Source organism: Pseudoalteromonas sp. GCY (genome assembly GCF_016695175.1).
Classification (GTDB): domain Bacteria; phylum Pseudomonadota; class Gammaproteobacteria; order Enterobacterales; family Alteromonadaceae; genus Pseudoalteromonas.
On record NZ_CP068023.1, the window covers coordinates 2,971,552 to 2,996,684 of the forward strand.

Consider the following 25,133-nt stretch of genomic DNA (forward strand, 5'->3'; position numbering starts at 1 on the left):
CTAGTTTAGAGTAACAGGCTCAGCACGACTTTGAGCCAATGAGAATGGTGTTGACGGCGTAGCCACCAACATGACAAATGCGGCATTTGCATAAGGGAGCGAAAGCGTCTCTGCAGATTGAAAATTCACGGCCGTTGCCCCTAACTTTTCACGCTTAAAAGACTTGGGTAACGGGACGCCAGCCTCACTACTCCAATAGTCACCATTTTTAATGTGTGGGAAAAAATCACTTGCGATATGGGGTTGTCCGGGACTATTTGGCGTTTGAATTAAAGAGTGCAGCTCATCAGGTGTAGGTAAACGCCACTCGGCACTACCACATAATGAAGCTTGATTGGTTTTACGGATCAGGTCTTGGCTATCGCAGTGGGATGCTTCGAAATAACAATCACCTTGATCAGCATGACCAAATTGACCGTCATACCAAGAGTAGCTCCAATAGCCATCGTGAATAGACTCATCATCTCGTTTTACTTCCCAAAGCAGATTAAGCTTTTTGTCATAGACACAATGCCAAGGGCCCTGCCATATAGACAAAAACTGCATGTCATTAGTGACTTTAATAAAGCGTGCATGAGTTGGAATTTCTCGCTCAGGGGCGCTGAATAACAAGTAGCTAATCGCCACAGCGGCAATCGCTAAACTAAGTACTAAACGTGAGGCAACGGTCATAGCATATACCTCAATTGAATCGCTCTGTGGTGACGAGTATGCGCGATTTGTGCGTGATCGAATGCGGAGACCCACATGCAAACACCAGAGCGCAGTTCAACATCAAGGGTAGAATGCGTTTGGTGTTTACGTACCAGCTCTAGCGTCCAATAACCATCGTGCCACTCTCCCCTAGCCCTAACATCGGCTCTATCTCCCTCAAAACGATTTGAACGGTACAACACGGACGGTAGCTGTTCGCCAATTTTCGCCATGTCTCGTTGTGGGTTGTAGGTTTCGCTGGCAAACCAATCAAGGACTTTGCGCTCAGTGATATCCGGCGATGGGATTGGCATTCGCTTTGGCGTAACCTCAGTTGGTGAGTACCAGCGCCAGTTCATCACATAAGCACCGCTTTCTTTGCCATCAGGTTGATACCCTGCGGTGTAGCGCCTTTGCCCAAGTGCAACGCTTTGGGGTGGCCCAAAAAAATTATCATCGGCCAAGTACATGTCATTGGTTCTCAGCGCTTTCCAGTGCCATAAATCTCGCGTGCGGCCGTCCGTACTTGCGTGATAGCCCTTGCCATGCCAGTTACGGGGTTTGCCTGCAAGCGGCGCATCGCCGTATTGAACGGTGCCATCGCCTCCTAGCTCACAGGTAGTCGATAGCATGATGGCAAACTTATCTTCGTAATAAGTCCGCTCGTCAAAGCGATAAAAGCCATTTTCTTGTACTTGCCAACCGTCCGATGTTTTTTCGAGCGGCAGATGCTCTAGACTTTCGGTCGGATCTTGCCAGCGGATCAGAAAGAAGGTTTCATCATGGTTGCTCAACGCTTTTATTTCGACCTCACTACTCCCATCCAAGAAGTTTGCACCACCAAATGTAGTTAACTGAATAGGCTTAGCACGCAACCATTGTGGCTCGTCTCCTTTACCATCTATTTCGAGGTGGCTTTGCCTTGATAGCGGCGCAACTTCTAACCGTAAATGCTGCTCTGCAACAATAAGCTGTATGCCAAGGCCGCAAAAATACACCAGAGCAATACTGCAACTGAGTAAAATAAGCGCATTTCTGGGCACTAATACGCTCAGTACTTGCTTGCCCTTAAACACGGTGTGCTTTATGCCATGCAACACCAAATACAAAAAAATGGCTGTCGCTGATAACCCATGAATGACTAGACTTAGACTCTCAGGATTGAGCCAAAGTAACCAACCTGTGGCTATACTCAACACGATAACAAGATACCCAAAGTAGTTAACGGCTTTATCAAACTTGCTTGGTGCGCCGTGAAACGGCGCGCGAATGGTTGCCACAGTAAAAACAATCGCAATCAAGGTGAGTAAGCAACCAAATAACACATGCACTGACAGCAACGCGCCTTGTGGAAGCAAAGGCGAAAGAAACGCCAGAAAATCATGGTTAATAATGCCCAAGCGAGGGCCTGTCAGTAACCCAACCAAGATAACTATTACCGCCATAACATGGAAAATGGCAAAACTACTTCGACGCACAACTGCTCCCAAACAAATAAAGTAAATTTAGTGTAAACAAATAAATTTACATAAATATTTCATATTTGGAAAGATGAGACTTTCTCATCTTGTGAATGAGAGGCACGTGTAATGTCGTGTAACTTGATTGTTAATGAGTTTGTACTAAGGTAGTTGATACTTCCACCGTCACGGACAGTTCAACATGAACAATAGACTAGTAATAAAATATGTAAGTGCGGCAGTGGCTTGCACACTGTTTCTCGCAAGTTGTAGCTCACCAAGTAAAAAACCTTCAGTGCCCAAAGAAACGCTCGACCCGGTTGCAGAATCTGGTCAAGTGCCTGAGCGAGTTTGGCTCAATCAAGGATGGTCAGATAAACTTCGGCAAGACTTTTGGTTCACAGGGCAAGGGTCACAAATCATTCCCTATACTTGGTTTACTTGGTTAGAGCAGCCCAACAGTAAAAAACTCTTTCGCGATAGCGAACATATGGAAATGCTGCGCTACCTGCCCAGTAAAACCGCCGCCAATAACCCTTCAGGTTTGCCCATCGGCTTTGCTGTGCATAACAATCAAACCACGGGACAAGCTTGGGTCGGGATGACCTGTGCCGCATGTCACACTAACCAAATTAACTATAATGGCACAAAAATCTTGGTAGAAGGTGCGCCCACCCTCGCCAACTTTGTACTCTTCTTTAGCCGCCTAAATGCCGCGTTAGAAGCGACCCTTAACGATAATCAAAAGTTTAGCCGTTTCGCGATGCGCGTATTAAAAGAGGGGGCATCGCAAGAATTGATTGATGATTTACGGGACGATCTCAAGCATGTGGCACTCGCAACCGCCGAGCGACAAACCGTTAATGACTTGCCCGAAGACTATCCAGACGATTTTACCAGCTATGCTCGACTTGACGCGTTTGGCAATATTCAAAACGCCGGTACGGCATTTGCGCTTGACGACCTTAACAATAAAAATGCGCCCACCGCCCCCGTCTCCTATCCATTTTTATGGGGGACACACCAGTCAAATGTTGTGCAGTGGAATGCTTCCGCGCCCAATATTCCTGTGGTCGGCCCATTAGTACGCAACATTGGTGAAGTTGTGGGTGTGTTTGGTTCGTTATCCATTGAAGAGGCACCGGTTTGGCAGCGCGTTTGGGGGAAACATGCTCGATATAGCTCAACGGTAGACATGCATGCGTTAGGGCAACTAGAAGCGTGGGTAAAAACACTTCTGCCACCAGCTTGGCCTGAGCAATACCTTCCAGGGATTGACACCAATAAGGCGGCACAAGGAAAAATGTTATTCCAAGCAAATTGCGCCAACTGCCACCAACTCATTGATAGCAAAAACCTACTCAAGGATTACGAAGCGGTAAAAGTACCGGTAAAAGAGATAGGCACCGACCCGACTATGTCTAATAACGCAAGCTGCCACATGGCAAAAACATTGTTCTTGGAAGGCACAAAAACCGACATTATCGCGGGAGACAAATTCCAAGCGGTGGATAGCGCTATCGATATCCCAGTAAACGGCGTGGTGGGTCTAGTGCTAAAAGATCCCATCAAAGCAATCGAAGCGGGCTTAATAGCGGAACGCACCGGGCCAGATGGTAAGAAAACCACCGTGAAAAAATCCATTGAAGAGCGCCTCAAAGTCTATTTGGCAAATAGACAACAGTTAACGCCCAATACTAACGAAGATTGTGTGGATGGTTTTTACGATGCGGGCGTCTACAAAGCAAGGCCGTTAAATGGAATTTGGGCAACCGCGCCTTATTTACATAATGGTTCTGTGCCAAACCTATGGTCACTACTACAATCACCAGAGTCGCGCCCAGATACCTTCTGGGTTGGCAGTCGCGAATTCGATCCTATCAACGTTGGCTATATTACTCATCAAGGCATGAACGAGTTCAAAGTGAACAAAGCCAGTGGTGAGGTTATGCCGGGCAATGATAACAGCGGTCACGTTTACGGCACTACCTTGAGTGACAATGAAAAGTGGCAAATCGTTGAGTTTTTGAAAACGCTATAAACGCCATGTAGCGCTATTTAACACCAAAAACGAAGGGCCAAATAAAGGCCCTTTGACTTATAACAGAGAACGTTATTTAAAATGACTCGTGTAACACCACCAGCGCACTTAACTTGCTTGCGCCAAACGTCATCATTTTTTCAAAATCCGACCTTGCGATGGGTACTTGCTGGCAGTCGATAGGGTTTTGGTCGTCCTCGACATCAGGGTCATTAAGATATAAACACAACTCATCCAACCCCGTAATAAGCACCCAATGCGGCGCTTTTTTACCGTTTAGTCTATAAGTGCTGATCAGTGCCAGTACCGCACTGCCCTGCAATAGCCATTGCTCAACCTGTTCAAGCTTTACATCGGCCTGATGAATAGCAATATCACGATATTCACACTCTTGACGGAATTGCTCATGAACTAAGGTCATCACCTGTTTTTTCTGCGCGCTTCTAACGCCATCTAAAAATAGCGGGCCCGCCGTATTCACCATCACCTCAGCCGCAAAACCACGGCGCTCCGCAGCCAATGCCAAACCAAATGGGTGGCAGCCGCCGTGACCTGCGGTCATAAAGATGGTGGTCGCTTCACGCCATATCTCAAGCTCTAAGGCCTGATCGCCCATACAGCCTGGGTCTATACTTGCCATTGCCATCATCAGTGACGCCGGTCCGCAAGTGAAGTCTGTCGTTTGCTGATACCAAGGTGCCTGATGCAACACCGCCTTTTGTGACAGCTTACGCACGCATTTTTGCATTCTTAGCGCGTCATCATGATCCGCGTAATAGTTTTGATACTCGCCAAATACCCGATAACCCATGCGTTTATATAAGCCGATGGCCGCGTCGTTACGTTTAGCCACCTCTAAACGCATATATAACCAGCCCATTTCACCTGCTCTGACTTCAAGCTCTGACATCAGTTGGCGTGCGATCCCTTTCCCTTGATGATGAGGTGATACCGCCAATGAGTAAAGCCTTGCCAGCCGCGTTCCTTGGTGCAACCAAAGCAAACCATAGCCCACTAATTCCCCTGCTAACTTTGCAGTGAGCAGCAGGCTATGTTCAAAACTGATGTAATGCTTGAGTTGGCGACGACTCAGTCTATCTGCACTAAAGCAGCTTTGCTCCAGCGCATTCAGTGAGTTCAAATCTTGCAGTGTCGCCTTTTCAAGCACCAACGCGGCTTGTAACATTACTTTTTACCTCTCGCTTCAAGACGTCTTGAAAATTCAGACATCACTTGCATGTACAGCTCGTCACCGAGATATTTGTCTTCAACCCCTTGGTCAATATTCGGGTTGTCGTTTACTTCAAGCACGTAGGCTTTGCCGTTGTGCTCTTTAATATCAATACCATACAAACCATTCCCCACAACTGCCGCCGCTTTTAACGCTGCACGTAACACCGCCTTTGGCACTTCAAACGTTGGTAGCGTGTCAAACCCACCCGAGAAATTACGTTTTGATTCATGGTTATAGATTTGCCAATGGTTACGTGCCATATGGTAACGGCATGCGTAAATTGCACGGCCATTTAATACCCCAATACGCCAGTCGTAGTCTGTGTATAAGTAAGCTTGCGCCAACACAATCGCAGAGACGCTCATCAGCTCTTGTAAACGCTCGCCAAGTTCTTCTTTAGTTTTTACTTTAAATACGCCTTTTGAGAACGAACTCTCAGGCATTTTAAGCACCATAGGTAGCGATAACTCAGCAATGAGTTTATCGATTACTTGTTCATTACACTGACTCACAAATCGCGTTTCTAAACTTGGCACCTTCTTGTAATTAAAGGCATCATGCAAAAACACCTTATTACAACAGCGTAGAATCGAGCTTGGGTCATCAATTACGACTAAATCTTTTTGCTCTGCTTCTTGCGCAAGGCGATAAGTATGGTGATCAATCGCTGTGGTTTCACGAATAAATAGCCCATCGTATTGGCCTAAGTTGTATAACTCAGCCGCTTCTAATGGATGTACTTTAATGCCAAGCTTTTCACCCGCTTTAACAAAGCGGCTGATCGCTCCTTTATTACTTGGCGGCAACTTTTCATCATGATCCACCAGCATCGCGATATCCCAGCGATACTTTTTGTGACTCTTACGTTTGTTCCACTGAGTGGCATGCACATGACCTAATACTTGAGTACAAAACTCAAGCTGCGCCAACTGTAGTGTCGAAAAGTCGCGACGCTGCACCTGCACACGCACGCCTTTGTCTTGCTGCTGTAATGTCACTTTTAGTAAAGGCGCAGGAAATTGCTGAAATAAATACGCCGCCAACTTACTAAACTCAGGCTGTTGGGTTTCGCCCATACAAATGATCAGCTCAGCGTCATCGGTAATCGCGATCCCACGCTTATCAAACCAAGCTTGCGATAAAAACAACGCATTATCGCCATCACGTAAACCGTTAATGATCTTGAGACTCGGAAGCACTTGGTGATTGCGCGCTTCAGCAAGTAAAGAGCAGTAATAACCTTGGCTTAAATAACGGTCACAGTCACATAAATTAATCACTCGAAGTTTTGATTCACCGAGCTTTGGGTACTCTTGCAAATATGTTTCAAACGTCACTACGTTATTTGCCAAAGGCAGTACATCTGCATTTTGATCAACAACGAATAGAGTAGATAGCATCTAAATAATCCTTAGGTGGCGATGCGTTGGCACATCATTACATGATGGTTTAGGCACCCCACGATTTAACATAGGGTTAGTGGGAAAATTCAAGGGCCCACATTAAAGTGGAGTAGTTGTAATCTTAAATATAGCACTTAGCAATTGAGTAATTTTGATTCTCAAGATAAATCTTTCTTGCTGTCGACAATTTAAATAAAACACTTAAATTTCAAACAGTTAAAAACCATAAAAGCACGTACAATCAGATTCGATTGAAACGATTAAGATTTCTCGTGTTTACAAACAGATATCAAGGGTGAAATAGCAAGCGGTAGGCATGCTTAGGAACACCACGAGCAGTGAGTGCTCTGGTTGAGGTGGGTGTCAGCGATTTAGTGATTTATTAAGCCCCACTAATTTGGTGAACTTAATACCGTTGTGAGCGGACCATGCAATACTATGATTAGGATGTCAAAATCACCATGCCACTGCAGTTTTTTTGTAAGGTGAACACGATTTGGGCGCACCTGACAATTAATCGCATAAATATCACTTAAAAAACCTAAGTGTTTTATTTAGTTGGTGTGATATTTGCTTTACCTTTCATAGAGTTTACTAATAGCAAGGAGCCTACGCTATGCAACTACCACGTAATATGATGGATATGTATTTTGGTTACAACTTCCGGGTTGGTGATGTAAAAGGGACCAAGGAAAGTATTGTTGAGTTTGAGCAAATTGCCCAAAACGCTTCTTCCGCCGAAGAGAAAGAGCGTTATGCTCAGGCGGCAAAACAGCTAAAAACAGAAGTTTTGCCTCAGATGGAAAAAGAGATGGAGCAGCTGGGCAAGCAGCTTGGACTCAAAGCTGGTCAAATAGGCACCGAAGTAGAACTAAATGGTGACTCCCTATCAAATTTAGCTATCAAAAAGGACCGATATGGGGTACTATCTGCTGTAACTCCCTATGAAACTGGGAGTTTTTATCATAATAAAATATAAAGGATTAATTTATGTTTAAAAAAGGTTTGCTGGTTTCAGCACTGGTCTTAAGTAGCTCAGCGATGGCAAACATCAGTGTCATTGTCGAAAATGATGCGAGCGGCTACGACGTTAAACTGACTAGCAAAGATGCTGAGTCTTCTCGATACATTCCTGCGCCACTAACAACACTTGCTGGCAAATCTCGAGATCGTTTCGATGTTCTGAGCAACTATCCAAGTGTTGTTCGCATTGTTGATCTTGAGTATCAGTTTGCCGATAGCAGCATTGCGCCTCGTTGTCATTTCAGGTTGGTGGTCATGAAGGATTACCGTAGTGGCAAAATGGTGCCGCAAAAAGTGATTGCTGAAAATGAGGGTGGATCATACCGTGATCGTGCTATCTGCTCAGGAAAGCTCAACTCTTTTGATCTGAATAATGGTGATGCGGCGGTTACTTTCTCTATCAATCGTAGAAAGTACTAACTGCAAGGGGGTTGCCAGCTAGCAGCCCCACTTTAGAATTTCACAGTCATTATATTGTAAGCCAAAACCAAATTGTATTGGCTTGATTAACGCTCTTCAAAAAGGAATCAATGACACCTATCACTACGTTTCAGTATTAAAACTTAAGTGATATTTTTAGAACACACCAATTTGAGGCGGGTGTCAGCGATTTATACTACTCGGCGCTCCCAATTTCCACTTCTCTCACTTATAAAACGCTCAAATTCGATTAAATCTGATTAGCTGAACCTAACAAACCAAAACTTACCCAACTTTAGCTCTTCACTTTAGCTTTGACGGTGACTTCCCGTACCATTTTATACAAACCTTATTCAGCGCACTTTGCTCTGTAAAACCGAGTGCGTCTACAATATCGAGCAACCTTGTGTTGCCGATGAGTTGTTCAAATCTATGCTTTCGCTCTTGGTCGAGTAAGGTTCTAAAGCTGGTGTGTTGTGTTTTTAGCTTACGCTGCATCGAACGCACACTCATGTTTAATGCCTTAGCAATACTTGCTTGGTTGACTCCGGCCAGTGAATGCTTTGCCGCAAGTAAATTGACAACACGCGTTTTTAAATCATGATTATCACAGAGCGCTGATACGCTTTTAGCAACCGCTTGCTCAATATGTTCGTGCATTAGGCTGTCAACGGTGGCGACTGGCATAGTAAGAAAATCTAACGGAAACGACAGTGCATTTTCAGGGCAGTTTTGTGATACGGGGCAGCCAAACCAAGTTTGCAAACGCTGTAATTCTGGGTCACACACGCTAAAGCTAAGCTGGAGTTGGTTAGGCGATAAAGTTGATCGCAAAAGCTGCCGTGCAGCGCTCACCCAAGCGGTCATATTACGCAAAATGGCTTGCTTACCCAGCGGGGTTTTTGGTTGCCAAGTTAACTTAGCATTGTCGCTATCACTTGTGAATACGGCGAGGCCAATATCGGCGACAATGGCGTCGTAATGCAATAATGAGGTTATAGCCTGCTGCAAGTCTTTACTGGTTTCGACCAAATAGCCAAGCGCCCCATAATCATGCAGCTGAATCGCTTTACCCAGCTCAAAGCCAATTAGGGGATCGCCGCTTAACTCCCGCCCTACCTCAAGCAACCGCTCATACTCAACGAGTGTTACACGTTCAGGCCGTGACGTTACCAGCTCAACAAACTCGCCTTGCAGTCTCTTGTCATCGATAAAATGGTCATGGAGATATGCCCACGCACTATAAAAGTATACAAACGAAGTGGAGTGCATTGCGGTTCCTTTTGTCGTATTTGGACAAATTGTTGGCGCAGTTTGGCAGGATTGTCAATGGCTAACCCGCTACGCTTGTGGATATAAAGTACCAAAGCTTTGGCTAAAGAAGGAGCTGTATATTATTGATGTATCGTTAATTTTACTGGCACTCAGTCCCGTCTTTTTACTTTGTGTTGCCTGGGAATATATTAAGCATCGCGAATACTATGATTGGCGAGACTCAATACTCAATGCCCTACTCGCCTTGCTCCACCAAGGCAGCGACGCGCTGGCTTTGCTTGTGCTGATGCCGCTCTTTTACTGGCTACATCAATTTGCCTTATTCACAATTGAATTAAATCTCTTCACTTTGTTTTTTGGGTTTATTTTGCAAGATTTTTTGTATTACTGGTTTCACCGGGCATCACATTGTATTCACTGGCTTTGGAGTGCACACGTAGTGCATCACAGTTCGAACAGCATGAATTTTACCACCGCCTTTCGACAAAGTTTGCTTTACCCAATTGTCGGTATGTGGCTGTTCTGGCTGCCTATGATACTTCTTGGATTTACCCCAACCTTGGTATTTGCCATCGTCGCAATCAACTTAGCTTTTCAATTTTTTGTCCATACACAAACGGTTAATCGGTTAGGAGTGGTAGAGCGGATCTTTAATACACCTTCCCACCACAGAGTCCATCACGCCAGTAATCCTGACTATATAGATAAAAACTTTGCTGGGGTGCTCATCATTTGGGATAAGCTTTTTGGCACTTTTGTTGAAGAGCGTGAAGACATAACAATTTGCTATGGAATAAGAGGTGCGGCGCCAAAGCAGACCCCTTTAGACGTTAACTTTGCTCAGTGGCGTCATATGTTCCACCGCTTTTCACAAGCAAACACCTTAAAGGGCAAATGGTTGGCGTTATTTGGTTATCCAACCCACTTACCCGACAAGCCTAAGAATACAGCTTCGGTCAAGCCCTAGTGAGCTATTTATACCGCTCGGCCTTTTCTACAAGCGCTTGGCAGTACACTCTTAGTTTATCGCGCAGCACTCTCACGCTTGGGTTGATCATTTGCTTTGACGGGCAGATCAACCACAGCGGCTTACATTCAACGCGATAGTCATTTAATATACTTTGCACCACACCTTGTTCTAGTTGGTCTGCTACGTCTATCGCGGAGCGCAATGAAATACCCGCTCCTTGCGCACACCAGCGCTTTACCACATCCGCATCATTACTGGTTCTACGCCCTTTAAGCACCACTTTGTAAGTTTGTTCATTTTTCGTCAGTTTCCACGTATCAAACTTACTGCCTCTGATCAAAAAGAATAGCCCTTGGTGCTCGCTTAATTCCTCATGATCCTTTGGTGTACCCTGCTTTTCTAAGTATTCCGTAGAGGCACAAAGCAGCAATGGCACATCACAAATTTTAAAGCCGTAGAAGCTACTGTCTTCAGGCGCACCATAGCGCAGCGCGATATCAACACCGTCACGATAAAAGTCGAGATTGTGATCATTAAGAATAAGCTTCAGGGCAAGTTTAGGGTATTCATCCAGTAATTCGTCTAGCCAAGGAAGGAGGATATTACGGCCAAAATCTGACGGTGCGGTTAACCTTAGCTCACCATCAATTTCGTTGTCGTTGTCGAGCACCTGCTTTTTGCCATCAGCCAAAAGCGCAAGTGCCTGCTCGCAAATTGGCAAATAAGTTTCACCTTGCTTGGATAGCCTTAAGCTACGCGTAGAACGCACAAAAAGTTGAAAGCCAAGGTGCTTTTCCACTCGCTTTATCGCGGCGCTCGCTGTGGCAACCTGCATATCTAACTGCGCAGCCGCCGCGCTAATATTGCCAAGTTTAGCCGTTTTCATCACGACGATTAAATCTTGTGTATTCATTTTCAAAAAATTTTTGAAACTATTTAACTCATTATCATCTTTTTATTGATTATGTAAATCCATATTATGTCTTTAAAGCAATTAGGAGTTTGATATGTACACGTTACGCGATGCAATCCACAATCGTTATTCTACAAAAGCCTTTGATCCTAATAAAAAAATTAGTGATTCAGATATTGACCTACTCAAGCAGGCGCTAAGACTAAGCCCCTCTAGTACCAACGTTCAGCCATGGCATTTTGTCATCGCAAGTACTGAGGCTGGCAAAACTCAAGTGGCTAAAAGCACACAAGAGAATTACAAATTTAATGAAGCAAAAGTACTAAATGCATCGCATGTTGTTGTATTTGCTGCAAAACAAAATATAAATGATGCACATTTAGATAAAGTGCTTGCCAAAGAAAGTGCCGATGGCCGATTTGAAAAAGGCTCTGAGGTAGAAGCACAAATGAATAATGGCCGTCGCTATTTTGTCGGCTTAAATCAAACCAGCGATGAAGCAATCAAAGCATGGACTGGCAAACAAGTTTACTTAAATCTTGGGCAATTTTTGCTAAGCACAGCACTACTCGGTATAGACTCTGTGCCCATTGAGGGCTTTGACGCTGAAATTCTCAGCAATGAGCTTGGGTTAACTGAGCAGGGCTTTGATGCCCTTGCTATTGTCGCATTGGGCTATCGAGACGAAGGTGATTTTAATGCTAAATTACCTAAATCTCGCCTTGCTATCGACGATATCATTACCGAAATCTAATACCCAGTTTGGCACTGATAATGGCTAGCTAGATAACATCAGTGCCATTCCAACTTCGGTTGGAATACCATTTCAAACACTACAATGTAAACCAATGTGAATGAAACAATAAATTCACAACTATCCTCACCCCTGTTTTGTATTAAATTTATCCATACTTTTCAATAACATTACAGTTATTTGAAATTATTGGTAATTTTTTAATGTGAATTTTTTAGCTCTGTTGTAAAAATTCTGCTTGAAACATTGAATATATTATTGTTAATTAAAAGTGAAGAGTGAATTCACCTTTAAAAATAACGAAATGACAACAAGTAAACTCAGTCCTCACCACTGGTTTTGTACCTGCCAGCCGAGAGACTGTAGCAACCTCAACAGGAAGAAATAATGAAGCTACTATCACGCACACTATCTACAGGGTTACTCGCCGCAGCCGTAACCGCATCACTGAATGCTCAAGCAATGAATAAAGACCTAGCGGTAAGTGTTGATGTCGACACAAAAAGCAATGGCGATGTTATTGCGACGCTAAACATCACCAATCAGGGTAAAGGCAATCAGAAAATCTTAAGCTGGTATACAGACCTTGAAGAAGAGCATATTTTCAAAATTACGCGTGATGGTAAAGAAGTTAATTTCTTTGGTCCTCACTACAAACGCCCAGCTCCCACTGAAGCTGACTTTATCAAGTTAAAGTCTGGCGAAACGCTCACTAAATCATTTGAGCTTTCAGGCCTTTATGATCTTAGCCAGCCAGGTAACTACGAAATTAGTTATGATGTTGAATCATTTGATCTTTTCGGTAAAAAAGAAATCCCAAGCATGACTACAAGAACGATGGGTCAGCAATCGATGATGCGTGCCAATGTAGCAGAACTCAGCTCAAATTCGGTAAATCTGTGGCTTGAAGGCGTTGCGATGACGAAGGGCAATGTTCAAGTCAATGCAAAACCAACCGCAGGCGCGGCTGACTGTACTGATGGCACTTGTTTTACAGGTCGTTGTAGTAACAGTGAAAAAACGAGTATTTTGTCAGCACTAAATGCTGCAGACCAGATCACTAATGACTCCGTGGCTTACCTAAATAGCCACTCAGCAAGCAACCCATCTACGCGTTATCAAACTTGGTTCGGCGCAGCGACAAGCAGCCGTTATGCAACCGTGAAATCTAACTTCAATGCAATCAATGACGCAATCGACAACCAAGATCTCACTTTTGACTGTAGTTGTAACAAATCATACTTTGCTTATGTATACCCAAATCAACCATACAAAGTATATCTATGTCGCGCATTTTGGAGCGCAAATGAGCTAGGTACAGATTCACGTGCAGGCACGATTGTTCATGAGCTAAGTCACTTTAATGCCGTTGCGGGTACAGATGACATAGTTTACGGTCAATCTGGTGCGAAAAGCTTAGCAATTTCAAACCCAAGTCAAGCAATTCAAAATGCTGACAGCCATGAATACTTTGCGGAAAACACCCCGTATCAAAACTAATCTCGACTAATTGGTATAAATATCCCTGACGAGTATCGGGTTTAGGCAACCGTCTAGACCCGATGCTATTCACAGCGATTTCAGCTAACATGAAATATACTTCTTAAATTCATCTATTTGCTGAGGAATTTCATGACTTGGGTTATCGTCGCGCTGTGTGGTTTTATCCTACTTGCTACGTTATTGCCACTTGCTAAGCATCCGCACTGGAGTGTTAGAGCAATGGAATTCCCGCGGCTTCAGCTCACTGTTATTACTGCATTTACGCTACTGCTGTCCATTTTTTATCTTAATCTTCAAAGCGTAGCCGCGCTTGCTATCATTGCTCTAGTAGGCTGTTTATGTTTTCAACTGTGGTGGATTTTACCCTACACCCCACTTTGGTCGGTCGAGGTAAAAAAAGCGACAACCGATACTCACACAATCAGTTTGATCACCGCCAATGTCCTGCAAACCAATCAACAGTTTAATCTGCTATTGGAGCAAGTCCGGACAAATCAACCTGATGTTTTAGTCACGTTAGAAAGTGATGAGATATGGGAGCAACAATTAGACTCGTTGTTAGATATACTGCCCTACAGCGTTAAATGTCCACAATCCAATTTATACGGCATGCACGTTTATTCTCGCTACCCGCTAGACGAGGCAAAATGTGAGTATATCGTTGAAGAAGGCGTGCCTTCGATACATGCAAAACTCAAGATCGCTCCCCATATCATGATCCAGACCCATTTTTTGCACCCGGCACCGCCGAGCCCCACCGAGAACGAAACGGCCATTGAGCGAGATGCAGAATTGGTGGTTGTCGCCAAACGCGTCATAAATGAGCCTTTGCCCACCATAGTCACTGGCGATCTCAATGATGTTGCTTGGTCACCAACCACGAGATTATTTAGGAAAATAAGTGGGCTTCTTGATCCGCGAGTTGGCCGAGGCATGTTTAACACTTTTCATGCACAGTACCCGTTTGCACGATGGCCGCTAGATCATTTGTTTGCGAGTCACCATTTCACAGTGATCGATATTAAAAGGCTCAACAACATAGGGTCAGATCACTTTGCGCTTTATGCAAAACTCGCTTATCAACCCATCAAAAATGAAGATGAAGCAGGACTTGAGCTGAGAAAGAAAGATATACATCGCAGCAAAGAAATTATTGAAAATGCCGTGGCAAAGCCGAATTGCAAATTATGATAGTGAATTTAAGTACGGTAAGTATGAACGAGTGCTATAAATAGAGGTTTTTAAATAATGTCAGCTTGAAGCCAGCGTCTTTCACTGACTTCAAGCCGAAAAATGTATTTACGACTGCAGAGAATTAATCCAAGTCTTGATATCTTCTTCAACAAGCGCCATTGGCCTTGCGCCTTTTAGCAACACCACGTCGTGGAATGCTTTAATATCAAACTTATCACCTAGCTGTTGCTTAGCGTGCTCTCTGAGCTCAACCAACTTAAGCATACCTAACTTATAACCAAGCGCTTGTCCTGGCCAAGCGATATAACGGTCGATAGCCGATACTACATCACTCATCGCCGTACCTGTTGCATCAGCAAAATACGTGATCGCTTGATCGCGTGTCCACTTTTTATAATGTAGGCCCGTATCAACCACCAGTCGAGCAGCACGATATGCCTCAGCTTGCAGACGACCTAAGTCTCCAAATGGGTCGTCTTTATACATCCCCATTTCGTAAGCCAATAGCTCTGAATACAGCGCCCAGCCCTCAACATAGCCATTAAATGAGGCATTTTGACGCATCAAACCGATTTCTGTTTGCAGCATATTAAGCGCAATTTGGAAGTGGTGACCAGGAACCGCCTCGTGATACGTTAAGGTTTTCATGCCAAAACTTGGTACTGCTTTCATGTCTTTTAGGTTGATTGAAAATACCCCAGGGCGACTTCCATCAAGTGATGGACCGTTGTAGTAACCACCCGGCGCGCCTGCTTCCACGGCTTTTGGTATACGTTTAACTTCAACAGGTTGCGGTGGAATAGTAGAAAAATAATCTGGCGCTTTTTGTAAAATTGTCCCTATTTCACCACGCAAGAACGATAATAACGCTTCACGACCTTCGTCAGAATCCGCATATAAAAATCTCGACTCTTCATTGAGCTGCTTCATCCGGTCGCCAACGGTGCCTTGTGAATAGCCATTTTGCTTGAGGATTTCGTCCATACGCTTTGAAATACGCTCCACCTCAGCAAGGCCAATTTGGTGGATCTCTTCCGCGCTCATATCAGAATCCGCCAAATAGGTGATTTCATGCTGGTAGAAAGCTTCGCCATTTGGTTGGGCCCAAATACCAACATTTTCAGGCGCTTTGCTCTCTAGAGCGTGCATAATCGCAGACACATTTTTAAATTCAGGATAAAGCTTTTGCTCAACTATTTGTGTTGCCTGTGCAACATAATCAGCGGCGGCTTTATCCGTAATACCATCAAGATCCGTAAGTTTATCTTTAAACGACGCAACCAAAGGATGTTCTGCACTACTTGGCGCCGTGAAGTTATCTAAATAACCTAACGTGTTTGGAAATAATACTTTTGGTAAAATTACGCCTTTATTGGCATCCGCTTTTACCTTACTTGCAACTTGCTTCGTGACTTCAACAAAGGCATTTAGGCGCGCAACATAGTCTTTTGCATCTTGCTCGCTCTCTATTCCATGCTGGTCTTTAAGCACATTCGGAATATCCAGCAATGGGCCGGACAATTGATTGACAATATATGGCAAGTGTCCGCCCCAAGTATCAATATAACCTGCTGAGAAGCCTTTATCGCCAGCATAATAACGTGCAATAACTTCATTTACTTTAAGGTGCAACAAGTCATCAGAGTTGGCCACGCCCGATTGTAATTGTTTTAATTTATCTGCGGCTGCGTTCATATCCACCTGGAGCGCCTGCATACCAACAACCGAGTAATCCGGCAGTCTATTGGCATAGTGACCATATTCACTGCTTGATAATTTGAGCGAAGTAGCAAGCGCGGGTTCGTGGTTAATAAACTGCTTGGTGTACTGTTCTACGACTTTGTCGATTTCTGCACGAGAGAGAGTTGATTCTGTGATTTTAGCAACAGATGTAGTTTCTGTTGTTGGCTTGTCTTGAGCGCATCCGCTCAAACCTAGCACGACAGAGAGTGCTACCAAGCTTATTTTATTCATTATTACGCCGCTCCATTAGGGTTGTTGTCAAAGCTAAAAATGCCAGTGCAGATCTGGCTGCTGATGGAATAGTCATACCAATTTGACTGAACACTAGTTCAATTTGGTATAAGCACTTCATTCATTGAGAAATCCGAATGCAATAAAGTGCTCACGCTATTCTCATAGATGCAACTACAAGTAACATATTTGCGTTTTTGTTACAGCTATAAAAGATAAAATCCTACAAAATAAGTTACTTTCTTTACACCTTAACTCAAGCAAATAGCTTTCGCTCGAGTGCTTAGTCTTCAAGCAACAGAGGTTCAGGTATTTCGTTGTGGCCAAATGCAGAGTCAGCAATAATCTGCTGCACGCGACCAGATGACTTGTCAAACACAAAGCAAGCATGTGCCCTTTGTTCCAACTGTAAGCTGATTGTGATACTCAAACTTTTAGGTAAAGCCTGCGCTATCACATCTCTCGACGCTTCTGTAAAGAGTACAGATTCAGGGGTAAATTGATAAAACTGCCCAAACTGTAAATCACAATGCTCGCCTTGCTGTAAGTCCTTCCTATATTCATATTGGTAGAGCTTGCTGCCACAACCGGGGCCAAAATAATTGGTTGTCAATGCCGTAAAATTGTAGTCCCGCACTTGCGGAATAAAACAGCGCTGAGTCCCCCGCTTTGGCATTGGATGCCAAATTTGTGCACATACTTTAAAAAATGGTCGTTTATTTTCATAAAGTACATATAGATCATCATTGTCCAACATCCCTCGGGCATGATGTTGGTAATTACTGCTGCCCGCAACTTGAGCCGCGAGAAATTGCTTGTTTTGCGAAAGCCGATACAACATCTCAGCAAGCAGTCTTAATGTACTATCATCCAAGCAGTCTGGACCAGTATATAAGCTAGAAACACAATTAATAAAATCACTAAAGTTAATTGCCCCATGACTATAAAAGTTATCGAATTGGCGTGCCATATTTCTTCCTTGTGTGTGAGCGTTTTAGTCAGACGAATAAAGAGTACGTCAGCTAAAATTCGTATTTTTAAAACAGAAACTTGCAAATATCCGATTGCAAACAGCGCTGTTTTCTTAGTCCTTAATTAAAGCTAATGCAGACTGAGGAGAACGCAACAAATTAATTACAATTTTGGTGGCAGCCTAGTTAAGACTATTAATGAGATGAGTCAGAGATGGTAGTTTAGAGTTTATACGCTATACAGAGCGTAAGTGAAGCATGAGTATATGTCATAAAAACTTCATGCAAATTTATGCACTTAACACCACGCGCGACAGAGACTGAACCGAGCGCAATATTTATATTGTATTTTCATCGTTTCGAATGACACTAATCAGCAAAACAAGATAAATCACAGTCCAAACTTACTTAGATTTGGACTCGGTAATCACCTCGTCTTGGCTAAACATCTCAGCCTGAGTTGCTTGAGATGAGATGCTATGAGCATCAGTTGTTAACGTTAAAATAACAAATAATACAGTCATCACTGCAAATGCAATATTGACCGTTTTCCCTAAGAAGCGCGTTTTTAACATCACGATTTCTCCTAAACTTATCACTATTAAGCTTAGTCGAAATCGTGAGCAAAAAAGGTTTAATTCAAACAAAAAATAATTTACTAAATGCAATTATCGAAGCGTGTGGGGTTATGCGCAAACCAACGTTCGAGTTAATTGGTTTTAACATCTTGATAAGCCTGAGTTCCCCATAATGGCACGGTTGACAAGCTATGCTTAAAGCTACCAGAGGTTTCCTTAGTGGTATAGGCTAAGTACATCAAGGTTTGGTTTTTTGCATCAAAGATCCTTCTCACCTTCATTGATTTAAAAAACACACTTTTTGATTTTTTAAATACCACTTCGCCAGAATCACTTTTATCTATATTCGCTAGCATCGCAGGTGTTATTTCACTCGTTTGACGGCAAGAAATAGAGCTATCGCTTGGGTCCGAAAAACTCAAGTCGTCTTCAACACTCGCCACATGACAGGTCACACCCGTTACAACGGGGTCAACCATAGAGTCTAATTTTATATCTTTGAGCGTAAATAGACCAAGTGACACATCACCAACCTCACTGTCAGAGCAACCTAGTAACGTACAAGATGCCAACAATGCAAACATCAGCTTTTTCATTGTTTTTCCTTAAGATAATCGACGTACAAAAGAAACATACGGAGTTAATACTCTAAGCTATTTGAAAATTTTCGCAAATCACCTTATTTAAAAAAGAGATAACCATTCAAAAAATCAAAATAATTATTCACAAAATACGAATAAGCATGTTAGCATGCGCCGCAGTTTCAGGGTGGCTAAATTTACCTAAACCATGAACAAAACATGGCTAGTTAATTCACCACCGGTTGTATGAAATTCTCTCTAAACTCGGGACAGAAATGCACCACCTGCATAGTTACCCACTTATAAAGATTGAAATTTCGTCACGTTTAATTCTTAATTTGAGGTTCCACCATCCATGAGTAAGCTCCATCCAAGCTTAGTCGCACTAGCTGTTAGTTCGAGTTTTTTTGTTGTTAATCAATCACAAGCTGAAGAAAGCAAGATTCAAGAAAAATCAATTGAACGAATTCAAGTAACAGCCACTCGACGCGCAGGTACAGTTCAAGAAGCGCCATTAAACATTACCGCCGTCGACAGCGATGTCATGAGCGACCAAAATATTGGCGACCTTGAAGATGTAGCAAGATGGGTTCCTGGTTTGACAATCACAGAACAAGGTGGCCGTGAGGGTTCACCTATTATTGTTCGTGGCTTGAATACTAATTCGTCGGAACGTGCCTCTGACTCAGGAACAGTGGCAACTTACCTCGGCGAAATCCCAATCAATGTGGATTTGCGACTAACCGATATCGAACGTGTTGAAGTCTTGATTGGCCCGCAAGGTACGCTTTACGGCGCAGGCACGCTAGGTGGTGCGATTAGAACCATGCTTAAAGCGCCAGTGCTTGACGTTATTGAGGGTAAACTAAGTGGTGACTTATTCAGTATCAATGAAAGTGACAGTAACGGTCATGAGGTTGGCGCTGTATTCAATATGCCTTTAGTGATGGATGAATTAGCCGTTCGCGCGAGCATCAACCGCTATCACAACCCCGGCTTTATGGATTACAGTTATGTGGTTAAGCAACCTGGCGTTTCAAATCCGGATCCCGATTGGTCCAATGCTGAGGATGTAAAAGCGAATATCAACGCAGTCGCGGATGCAAATGATGAGACCATTACGACCACACGGGTTTCTCTACGTTGGTTGGTGAGCGAGAATATCGATACGACACTGAACTATTTTCATCAGAAGCAAGAAAATGGCGCTAACTCAATTTCACAGTATCAAAGCCTTGCAGCACAGCACCCGCTTGCCGATACGATCAAACCATACGAGTCAGCCTACCGCGTGCTTGAACCTAACGAACAAGAAGACGACCTGCTTAGCCTTGAAATCAACGCCGATTTAGAGTTTGCCGATTTAGTTTCGGCATCCGGTTGGTCAAGCAAAGAACAACAAGGCCAACGAGATCAAACCGATCTACTTTATGATATTTGGCCAGGTTATGCGGATTTTCCTAGTTTCACCGCTTTGACCAAAGATACCACAGATCAAGACACTTTTACCCAAGAGATCCGTTTAGTCTCTAAAGGGGATGACGCGCTAAATTGGATTGCAGGGGTATATTACAGCAAACAGGAAATTAGCTCGGACGATAGAGAGTACACGCCAGGACTCACGGAGTTTTGGGGCGATGAAATCGACAATATTGAGCAAGACCTTGAGTATATCGCACTGACCAATGCCACCAGCAAAGAGTCAGCATTGTTTGGCGAAGTTGGCTATGCATTTTCAGACGATTTTAATATCACAGTGGGCGCTCGTTTCTATCGCTATGATGTTAAAACTGAGTCAGCGGCTGAAACCCCGCTCTATTCTGGTGGCCTGCCAAGCCTTGAGCAAATTTCATTTGAACAAGTCAGTGCCAAAGATAATGGTAGTTTGTTTAAGTTTAATGCCAATTACACTTGGCAAGATGGACTGCTGACGTACTTCACTGTCAGTGAAGGGTTTAGGTTAGGCGGTGGTAACGGTTTGGAGTCGTGCCCAGAAACACTACCAGAGCAACAGATCATCTGTGCACTGCCGCATGAGCTTAGCTATAAACCAGATACCACCACTAACTATGAGCTGGGATTAAAGTCTACATGGCTGAATAACAAGCTGCATTTTAATGCCGCTTTATTCAGTGTTGATTGGGAAGATGCGCAGATCTCATCCGTGACGGTAAACGGCCAAGAGATCATTACCTCCAATGCTGGATCTGCGAACTCTAGTGGGATTGAGTTGTCAACCCGGGCTATGTTGAACGACCAGTGGACGGTGTATGCAACCTATTCTTATGCAAAAGCACAGTTAACTGATGATGCACCAGCCCTGTTTGCGGTATTCAAAGAAGGTGACTATAGCGCTGAAGAAATCGCGCTTTACCAGCCGTACTATGACGGTACAGATGGCGACCGCTTACCTGGCGCCCCAAAACAGCAGTTCTCATTCGGCTTAAGCTACGAACAGGAAGTGTTCGACGACAAAATGCTTAACGTGAATTATGGGGTAACCGCGCAGAGTGACGTATACACAAAAGTCGGACTCAAAGCTGACGGAGAGGTATTACCAGGATTTGCCTTGTCTAACCTCAGTGCTAAGCTTTCAAGCGAGCAATGGGCCGTCACTTTTTATGTCGACAACCTGTTTGACAAATTTGCTTTCACCTCGGTAAGACGCGACAAATCTTGGGCTGGTGAAGCTAAATTTGCGGCGTTAAACAAAGCCTTGCCAGAGCAGCAGCGTGTGTACGGACACTATGTCACAACACCTCGTACCGTTGGCGTCAAGCTAAACTACCAGTTTGAGTTATAATCAGCAAAAAACTAAAATAGAGAGTGAAGTTACTTTCACTCTCTTTACGTTGCGATGACATCATACAATCAGATCCAAATCTATATTCAACAGCGTCAATTTCAAGCGGCGCATCACGCATTAGTCGCTCGCATCAATACCAATGCCAACGATCACCACGCGTACGCCTTATTGGCCGAATTGAATATCGCACTCGGTAACCTCAGTAAAGCGCTAAAAATTTACGACAAGTGCCTAAGTTTATTTCCCTGCGCACTTTACTCCCTAAGTGCTGCCAAACTTGCGCTTTTTACCCAAGCACCATTAGTGGCAAAGCGCTATATTCTGCATTTGCTAGGCAACACACAGTTGTCGGGGTCAGAGCACGATACCCTCGCAAATATCTTACTGAGATTAAACCAATATACTGACGCTGGTTGGCATTTTAACCATGCCTATACACGCTCACCGCACTGTCCTGAAATCGCGCTCAATTATGCAATGCATTTAAAGATGTCTGGTGAATTAGCACAAGCACGGACGCTGCTTGCCTCTTTAGTGCAAGCAAACCCAAGTAATGCAAAGTGCCAGTTAGCATACTCAGAGCTTGCTCCTGTAGAATTAGCATCGACTCGCATCACTCAGTTAGCAACTGAGATAACAACGCGAACTGCTCCACTTACATTACAACGGCTTCACCATGCACTGGCACTCGAATACGAAAAGCAGGAAAATTATCCCAAGGCCTGGCAAAGCTTTATTGCCAGTAAACAAGCGATAAGTACCGAGATTTCCTATTCATCTAAACAAATGACTGAATACTTTCAAGCACTTGGCAAACTTCTAGACAAGCCTATTGATTTTGCTCCAGAGCAAACGCTTGCACCAGTATTTGTCATTGGGCTGCCACGTTCAGGCACTAGCCTAATGGAGCAGATCTTAGCGCAATTGTCGCTACAGCCGCTGGGAGAGACCAGTATATTACCTCAAGCACTTTGGTTTTCTCGTGAATACGACGGCAATATTCAACATATCAGCCACGCCTATGAAGAGGCTAACGCCATTGAGCAATATCGTCGCTTTACCGCGCAATCCGTTGCTGGTGACCAACGTTTTATAGACAAACAACCATTTCATTTTTTCTTTATCGATTTGCTTGCGAAGGCGTTTCCACGCGCGAAATTTGTCGTGATGAAACGAGACAGAACAGATACTTGTATCGCAAACTTCCGTCAACTATATCAAACGAATAGCCCCTTTCATGGCTACTCATACCGGATGCAAGACATTCAAGCTATGTATGATGATACTTATGCGTTTTTGCAAGATGCCGCACAAAAACATCCGACTCAAATTAAATTTGTGAATTATGAATCGCTGGTAGAAATACCTCAGGCTGTGATGAAGGAAGTCTGTCAATTTCTCGAATTGGATTGGCAAGACAATGCACTTCACTTTTATAAGCAAGGTTATTACTCAGCGACAGCTAGCAAAATGCAGATCAGACAGCCATTGAATAACTCAAGTGTGGGCAAATATCGAAATTTATACCCAATATAGGAATATTGCTCCATTGCAGTGATGATGCTAACGTTAGGCAAAAGGAATACAAAACAATAACGATATGAAGCAACTACTCCCTATTATATTTCTAACTGCGTTAGCGGCCTGTACGCCATCAGAAATTACCAAAATAGAGCAAGAATTAACCCTTGCTCAACAGCAACGAAATTTAGATGCCCAACTTAACGCGCTCAAGTCGCTCAATGAATATGATAATAATAAGTGGCAAGCGTTATACCTAGAAACATTGAATGCCTCCACTTTGCTATCCGAAGCACAACTCGCCTATGACAACGGTAACATTGTTACAGCCCAAATAGGAGCTGGACAATCCAAAGATATTAATAACTCATTGCAAGCAGATACATTGCTGCGTGCGTTATCAATCGATTATCCACTCACTGAATTGATTGATGAATTAGTCCAATTGCAAACGACAACAAGTAAAAATGAAATATCGTTCACCCCTTTTTTTAACCACCCTCCTAGCAAGTGGAATACTATCGAGATCAATCAAAAGCTGCTTGCCATAAATACTAAGATAAAAACAATTACTGAGCAGATTGAAACACTGCAAAATATTCAAAGACAATCTCAGAGTTACCAAGCGGTATTAGTAGAAGCAAAACGGCAACGAGGTTTACTTGCGGAACAGGAAGCTATTTTTTTACGCCACTTGCAACAACAGTTCAGTGTTTTACATCAAGCGCAATTTGCAAAGATATATCAAACAGTGGCCGAACAACTTAATAACTTTGACGAACGAGTAGTAGCCTCAATGATCCGCCAAGATCAAAATAAGTTAATTGAGGAGATGCAGCACCAAAGCGAGCTGCTGTACAACATTGACCTCATGCTAAAGCAGGCAGGTTCTGAAAGACATGCTGAATTTGAACCTTTTTATCTTGCCTATATTCAACTACTGAATAAACCCAAAGATTACAGAGAGTATGTACGCAAGGGAGAAGCAGCGCTCACTTTATTTGAGCACGCCGGAGCCTCTAATAATTTTTATCAACAGTATCAAATACTAGTGTCAGAGCCACTAACACTGAGCGATGATTTACTCGCTTTTGCACGCTCACAAAATGAATCAAAGTTTTTGTATAGAAAATACTAGCGACTAGCTATCCACCATGCGAGCAGCACAATGGCCGTTGTGAGAATAACGGCTTTTATTTTATGTTTTTTAATTAGCTTTTCGGCCTGATCACCAGCAAAGTAAACGACCGCCGCCAAGCCAAAATAACGTAGTGAACGGGCAATACAGGTTGCAATTAGAAATTGTAATAGTGAAAATTTTGTGGCGCCTGCTGCTAACATGGCAATCTGAAAAGGTACTGGCGCAATACCTAAGGTCAACACAAACCAAAATCCCTGACTTTGCATCTGCGCTTTCACTTGCTCAAACTGAGACTGGCTCGACAGCAGCTCAATAACGGACCCCCCCACTGCATCAAATAAATAATAACCCAACGCATAACCAAATAAAGCACCAATCACACATCCAACCGTCGCCATTAGCGCAATTAGCCATAGCTTTTCTCGCCTTGCTTGCATAAGCGGCACCATCACAGCTTCAAGCGGAATAGGCACGATGGTTGACTCTAAAAAAGAGGCAACCGTGATCCCTTTGAGCATATTTTTTGATTCTACTAATCGCTTGGTCTTATGCTTCAATTCGGCCGTTAACGCCATCACACTTCCCCTATTTTTCAGTAATAAAAACAGCATAGCCTAAGCTAAGTTTCTCTTTCCTGAATTAAGCTGTTCTTTATATGCTGGTATTTGTATGTGCAGA

The 25,133-nt window shown here is 43.5% G+C and carries 21 protein-coding genes; 10 read left to right on the forward strand and 11 right to left on the reverse strand.

All coding sequences use genetic code 11. The features are described from left to right. Both JJQ94_RS18645 and JJQ94_RS18650 read right to left on the reverse strand, forming a co-directional pair. Window positions 1-672: an Lcl C-terminal domain-containing protein gene (locus tag JJQ94_RS18645; RefSeq protein ID WP_099031593.1), complete on the reverse strand. Its 672-nt coding sequence runs from the start codon at window positions 670-672 to the stop codon at window positions 1-3. Then, a complete protein-coding gene (locus tag JJQ94_RS18650; RefSeq protein WP_099031592.1) occupies window positions 669-2,171 on the reverse strand; it encodes an ethylbenzene dehydrogenase-related protein in 1,503 nt (500 codons plus the stop codon). Before JJQ94_RS18650 ends, JJQ94_RS18645 begins: the two co-directional genes overlap by 4 nt. Window positions 2,172-2,355: 184 nt before the next feature. Between JJQ94_RS18650 and JJQ94_RS18655 the strand changes: the two genes are divergently transcribed. Further along, a complete protein-coding gene (locus JJQ94_RS18655) occupies window positions 2,356-4,194 on the forward strand; it encodes a di-heme-cytochrome C peroxidase (protein WP_099031591.1) in 1,839 nt (612 codons plus the stop codon). Between the two features lie 76 nt (window positions 4,195-4,270). Here JJQ94_RS18655 and JJQ94_RS18660 read toward each other — a convergent pair whose 3' ends face one another. After that, complete coding sequence (locus tag JJQ94_RS18660; protein WP_045988367.1) at window positions 4,271-5,380, reverse strand: GNAT family N-acetyltransferase/peptidase C39 family protein; 1,110 nt, start codon at window positions 5,378-5,380, stop codon at window positions 4,271-4,273. After that, a complete protein-coding gene (locus JJQ94_RS18665) occupies window positions 5,380-6,828 on the reverse strand; it encodes a RimK family protein (RefSeq protein WP_099031590.1) in 1,449 nt (482 codons plus the stop codon). Before JJQ94_RS18665 ends, JJQ94_RS18660 begins: the two co-directional genes overlap by 1 nt. A gap of 619 nt (window positions 6,829-7,447) precedes the next feature. Here JJQ94_RS18665 and JJQ94_RS18670 point away from each other — a divergent pair. Both JJQ94_RS18670 and JJQ94_RS18675 read left to right on the forward strand, forming a co-directional pair. Continuing rightward, window positions 7,448-7,810 (forward strand): hypothetical protein, encoded by a 363-nt coding sequence (locus JJQ94_RS18670; protein WP_099031589.1) that lies wholly within the window; start codon window positions 7,448-7,450, stop codon window positions 7,808-7,810. 11 nt (window positions 7,811-7,821) lie between these two features. Beyond that, window positions 7,822-8,274 carry a hypothetical protein gene (locus JJQ94_RS18675; RefSeq protein ID WP_099031588.1) on the forward strand — a complete coding sequence of 151 codons (453 nt, stop codon included), beginning with the start codon at window positions 7,822-7,824 and terminating at the stop codon, window positions 8,272-8,274. A gap of 303 nt (window positions 8,275-8,577) precedes the next feature. Here JJQ94_RS18675 and JJQ94_RS18680 read toward each other — a convergent pair whose 3' ends face one another. After that, the gene (locus JJQ94_RS18680) at window positions 8,578-9,546 is read right to left on the reverse strand and encodes an AraC family transcriptional regulator (RefSeq protein ID WP_099031587.1); all 969 of its coding nucleotides are present in this window, start codon (window positions 9,544-9,546) and stop codon (window positions 8,578-8,580) included. Between the two features lie 121 nt (window positions 9,547-9,667). On the opposite strand from JJQ94_RS18680, the gene JJQ94_RS18685 reads away from it, so the two are divergent. Beyond that, complete coding sequence (locus tag JJQ94_RS18685; RefSeq protein WP_099031606.1) at window positions 9,668-10,516, forward strand: sterol desaturase family protein; 849 nt, start codon at window positions 9,668-9,670, stop codon at window positions 10,514-10,516. Window positions 10,517-10,520: 4 nt separating this feature from the next. On the opposite strand, the gene JJQ94_RS18690 is transcribed toward JJQ94_RS18685, so the two are convergent. After that, window positions 10,521-11,432 carry a LysR family transcriptional regulator gene (locus JJQ94_RS18690; RefSeq protein ID WP_039496764.1) on the reverse strand — a complete coding sequence of 304 codons (912 nt, stop codon included), beginning with the start codon at window positions 11,430-11,432 and terminating at the stop codon, window positions 10,521-10,523. A gap of 94 nt (window positions 11,433-11,526) precedes the next feature. Here JJQ94_RS18690 and nfsB point away from each other — a divergent pair, with 94 nt between their 5' ends. The 3 genes from nfsB (at window position 11,527) to JJQ94_RS18705 (ending at window position 14,880) form a co-directional block, all read left to right on the forward strand. Beyond that, entirely contained in the window at window positions 11,527-12,186 is a 660-nt protein-coding gene (nfsB, locus tag JJQ94_RS18695) for an oxygen-insensitive NAD(P)H nitroreductase (protein WP_099031586.1), read from the forward strand. A gap of 387 nt (window positions 12,187-12,573) precedes the next feature. After that, on the forward strand, window positions 12,574-13,686 hold the full coding sequence (locus JJQ94_RS18700; protein WP_099031585.1) for a M35 family metallo-endopeptidase: 1,113 nt from the start codon (window positions 12,574-12,576) through the stop codon (window positions 13,684-13,686). A 132-nt stretch (window positions 13,687-13,818) separates the two neighbouring features. Beyond that, window positions 13,819-14,880, forward strand: coding sequence for an endonuclease/exonuclease/phosphatase family protein (locus tag JJQ94_RS18705; protein WP_099031584.1), 1,062 nt, complete (start codon window positions 13,819-13,821; stop codon window positions 14,878-14,880). A gap of 108 nt (window positions 14,881-14,988) precedes the next feature. Here JJQ94_RS18705 and JJQ94_RS18710 read toward each other — a convergent pair whose 3' ends face one another. From JJQ94_RS18710 to JJQ94_RS18725, 4 genes are all read right to left on the reverse strand, one after another. Then, complete coding sequence (locus tag JJQ94_RS18710) at window positions 14,989-16,857, reverse strand: DUF885 domain-containing protein (protein ID WP_099031583.1); 1,869 nt, start codon at window positions 16,855-16,857, stop codon at window positions 14,989-14,991. A 283-nt stretch (window positions 16,858-17,140) separates the two neighbouring features. After that, complete coding sequence (locus tag JJQ94_RS18715; RefSeq protein ID WP_099031582.1) at window positions 17,141-17,827, reverse strand: transposase; 687 nt, start codon at window positions 17,825-17,827, stop codon at window positions 17,141-17,143. Window positions 17,828-18,232: 405 nt separating this feature from the next. Further along, complete coding sequence (locus JJQ94_RS18720; protein ID WP_172439976.1) at window positions 18,233-18,406, reverse strand: hypothetical protein; 174 nt, start codon at window positions 18,404-18,406, stop codon at window positions 18,233-18,235. Between the two features lie 131 nt (window positions 18,407-18,537). Beyond that, window positions 18,538-19,002, reverse strand: a complete 465-nt coding sequence (locus JJQ94_RS18725; RefSeq protein ID WP_099031581.1) for a CreA family protein — start codon at window positions 19,000-19,002, stop codon at window positions 18,538-18,540. A 340-nt stretch (window positions 19,003-19,342) separates the two neighbouring features. Between JJQ94_RS18725 and JJQ94_RS18730 the strand changes: the two genes are divergently transcribed. From JJQ94_RS18730 to JJQ94_RS18740, 3 genes are all read left to right on the forward strand, one after another. Further along, window positions 19,343-21,790, forward strand: a complete 2,448-nt coding sequence (locus tag JJQ94_RS18730; RefSeq protein WP_099031580.1) for a TonB-dependent receptor — start codon at window positions 19,343-19,345, stop codon at window positions 21,788-21,790. A 54-nt stretch (window positions 21,791-21,844) separates the two neighbouring features. Continuing rightward, window positions 21,845-23,329, forward strand: a complete 1,485-nt coding sequence (locus tag JJQ94_RS18735) for a sulfotransferase family protein (protein ID WP_099031579.1) — start codon at window positions 21,845-21,847, stop codon at window positions 23,327-23,329. 64 nt (window positions 23,330-23,393) lie between these two features. Next, a complete protein-coding gene (locus JJQ94_RS18740; protein WP_099031578.1) occupies window positions 23,394-24,452 on the forward strand; it encodes a hypothetical protein in 1,059 nt (352 codons plus the stop codon). On the opposite strand, the gene JJQ94_RS18745 is transcribed toward JJQ94_RS18740, so the two are convergent. Then, window positions 24,449-25,030, reverse strand: a complete 582-nt coding sequence (locus JJQ94_RS18745) for a YqaA family protein (RefSeq protein ID WP_099031577.1) — start codon at window positions 25,028-25,030, stop codon at window positions 24,449-24,451. The two genes, JJQ94_RS18740 and JJQ94_RS18745, sit on opposite strands and share 4 nt — an antisense overlap. Window positions 25,031-25,133: the final 103 nt, after the last annotated feature.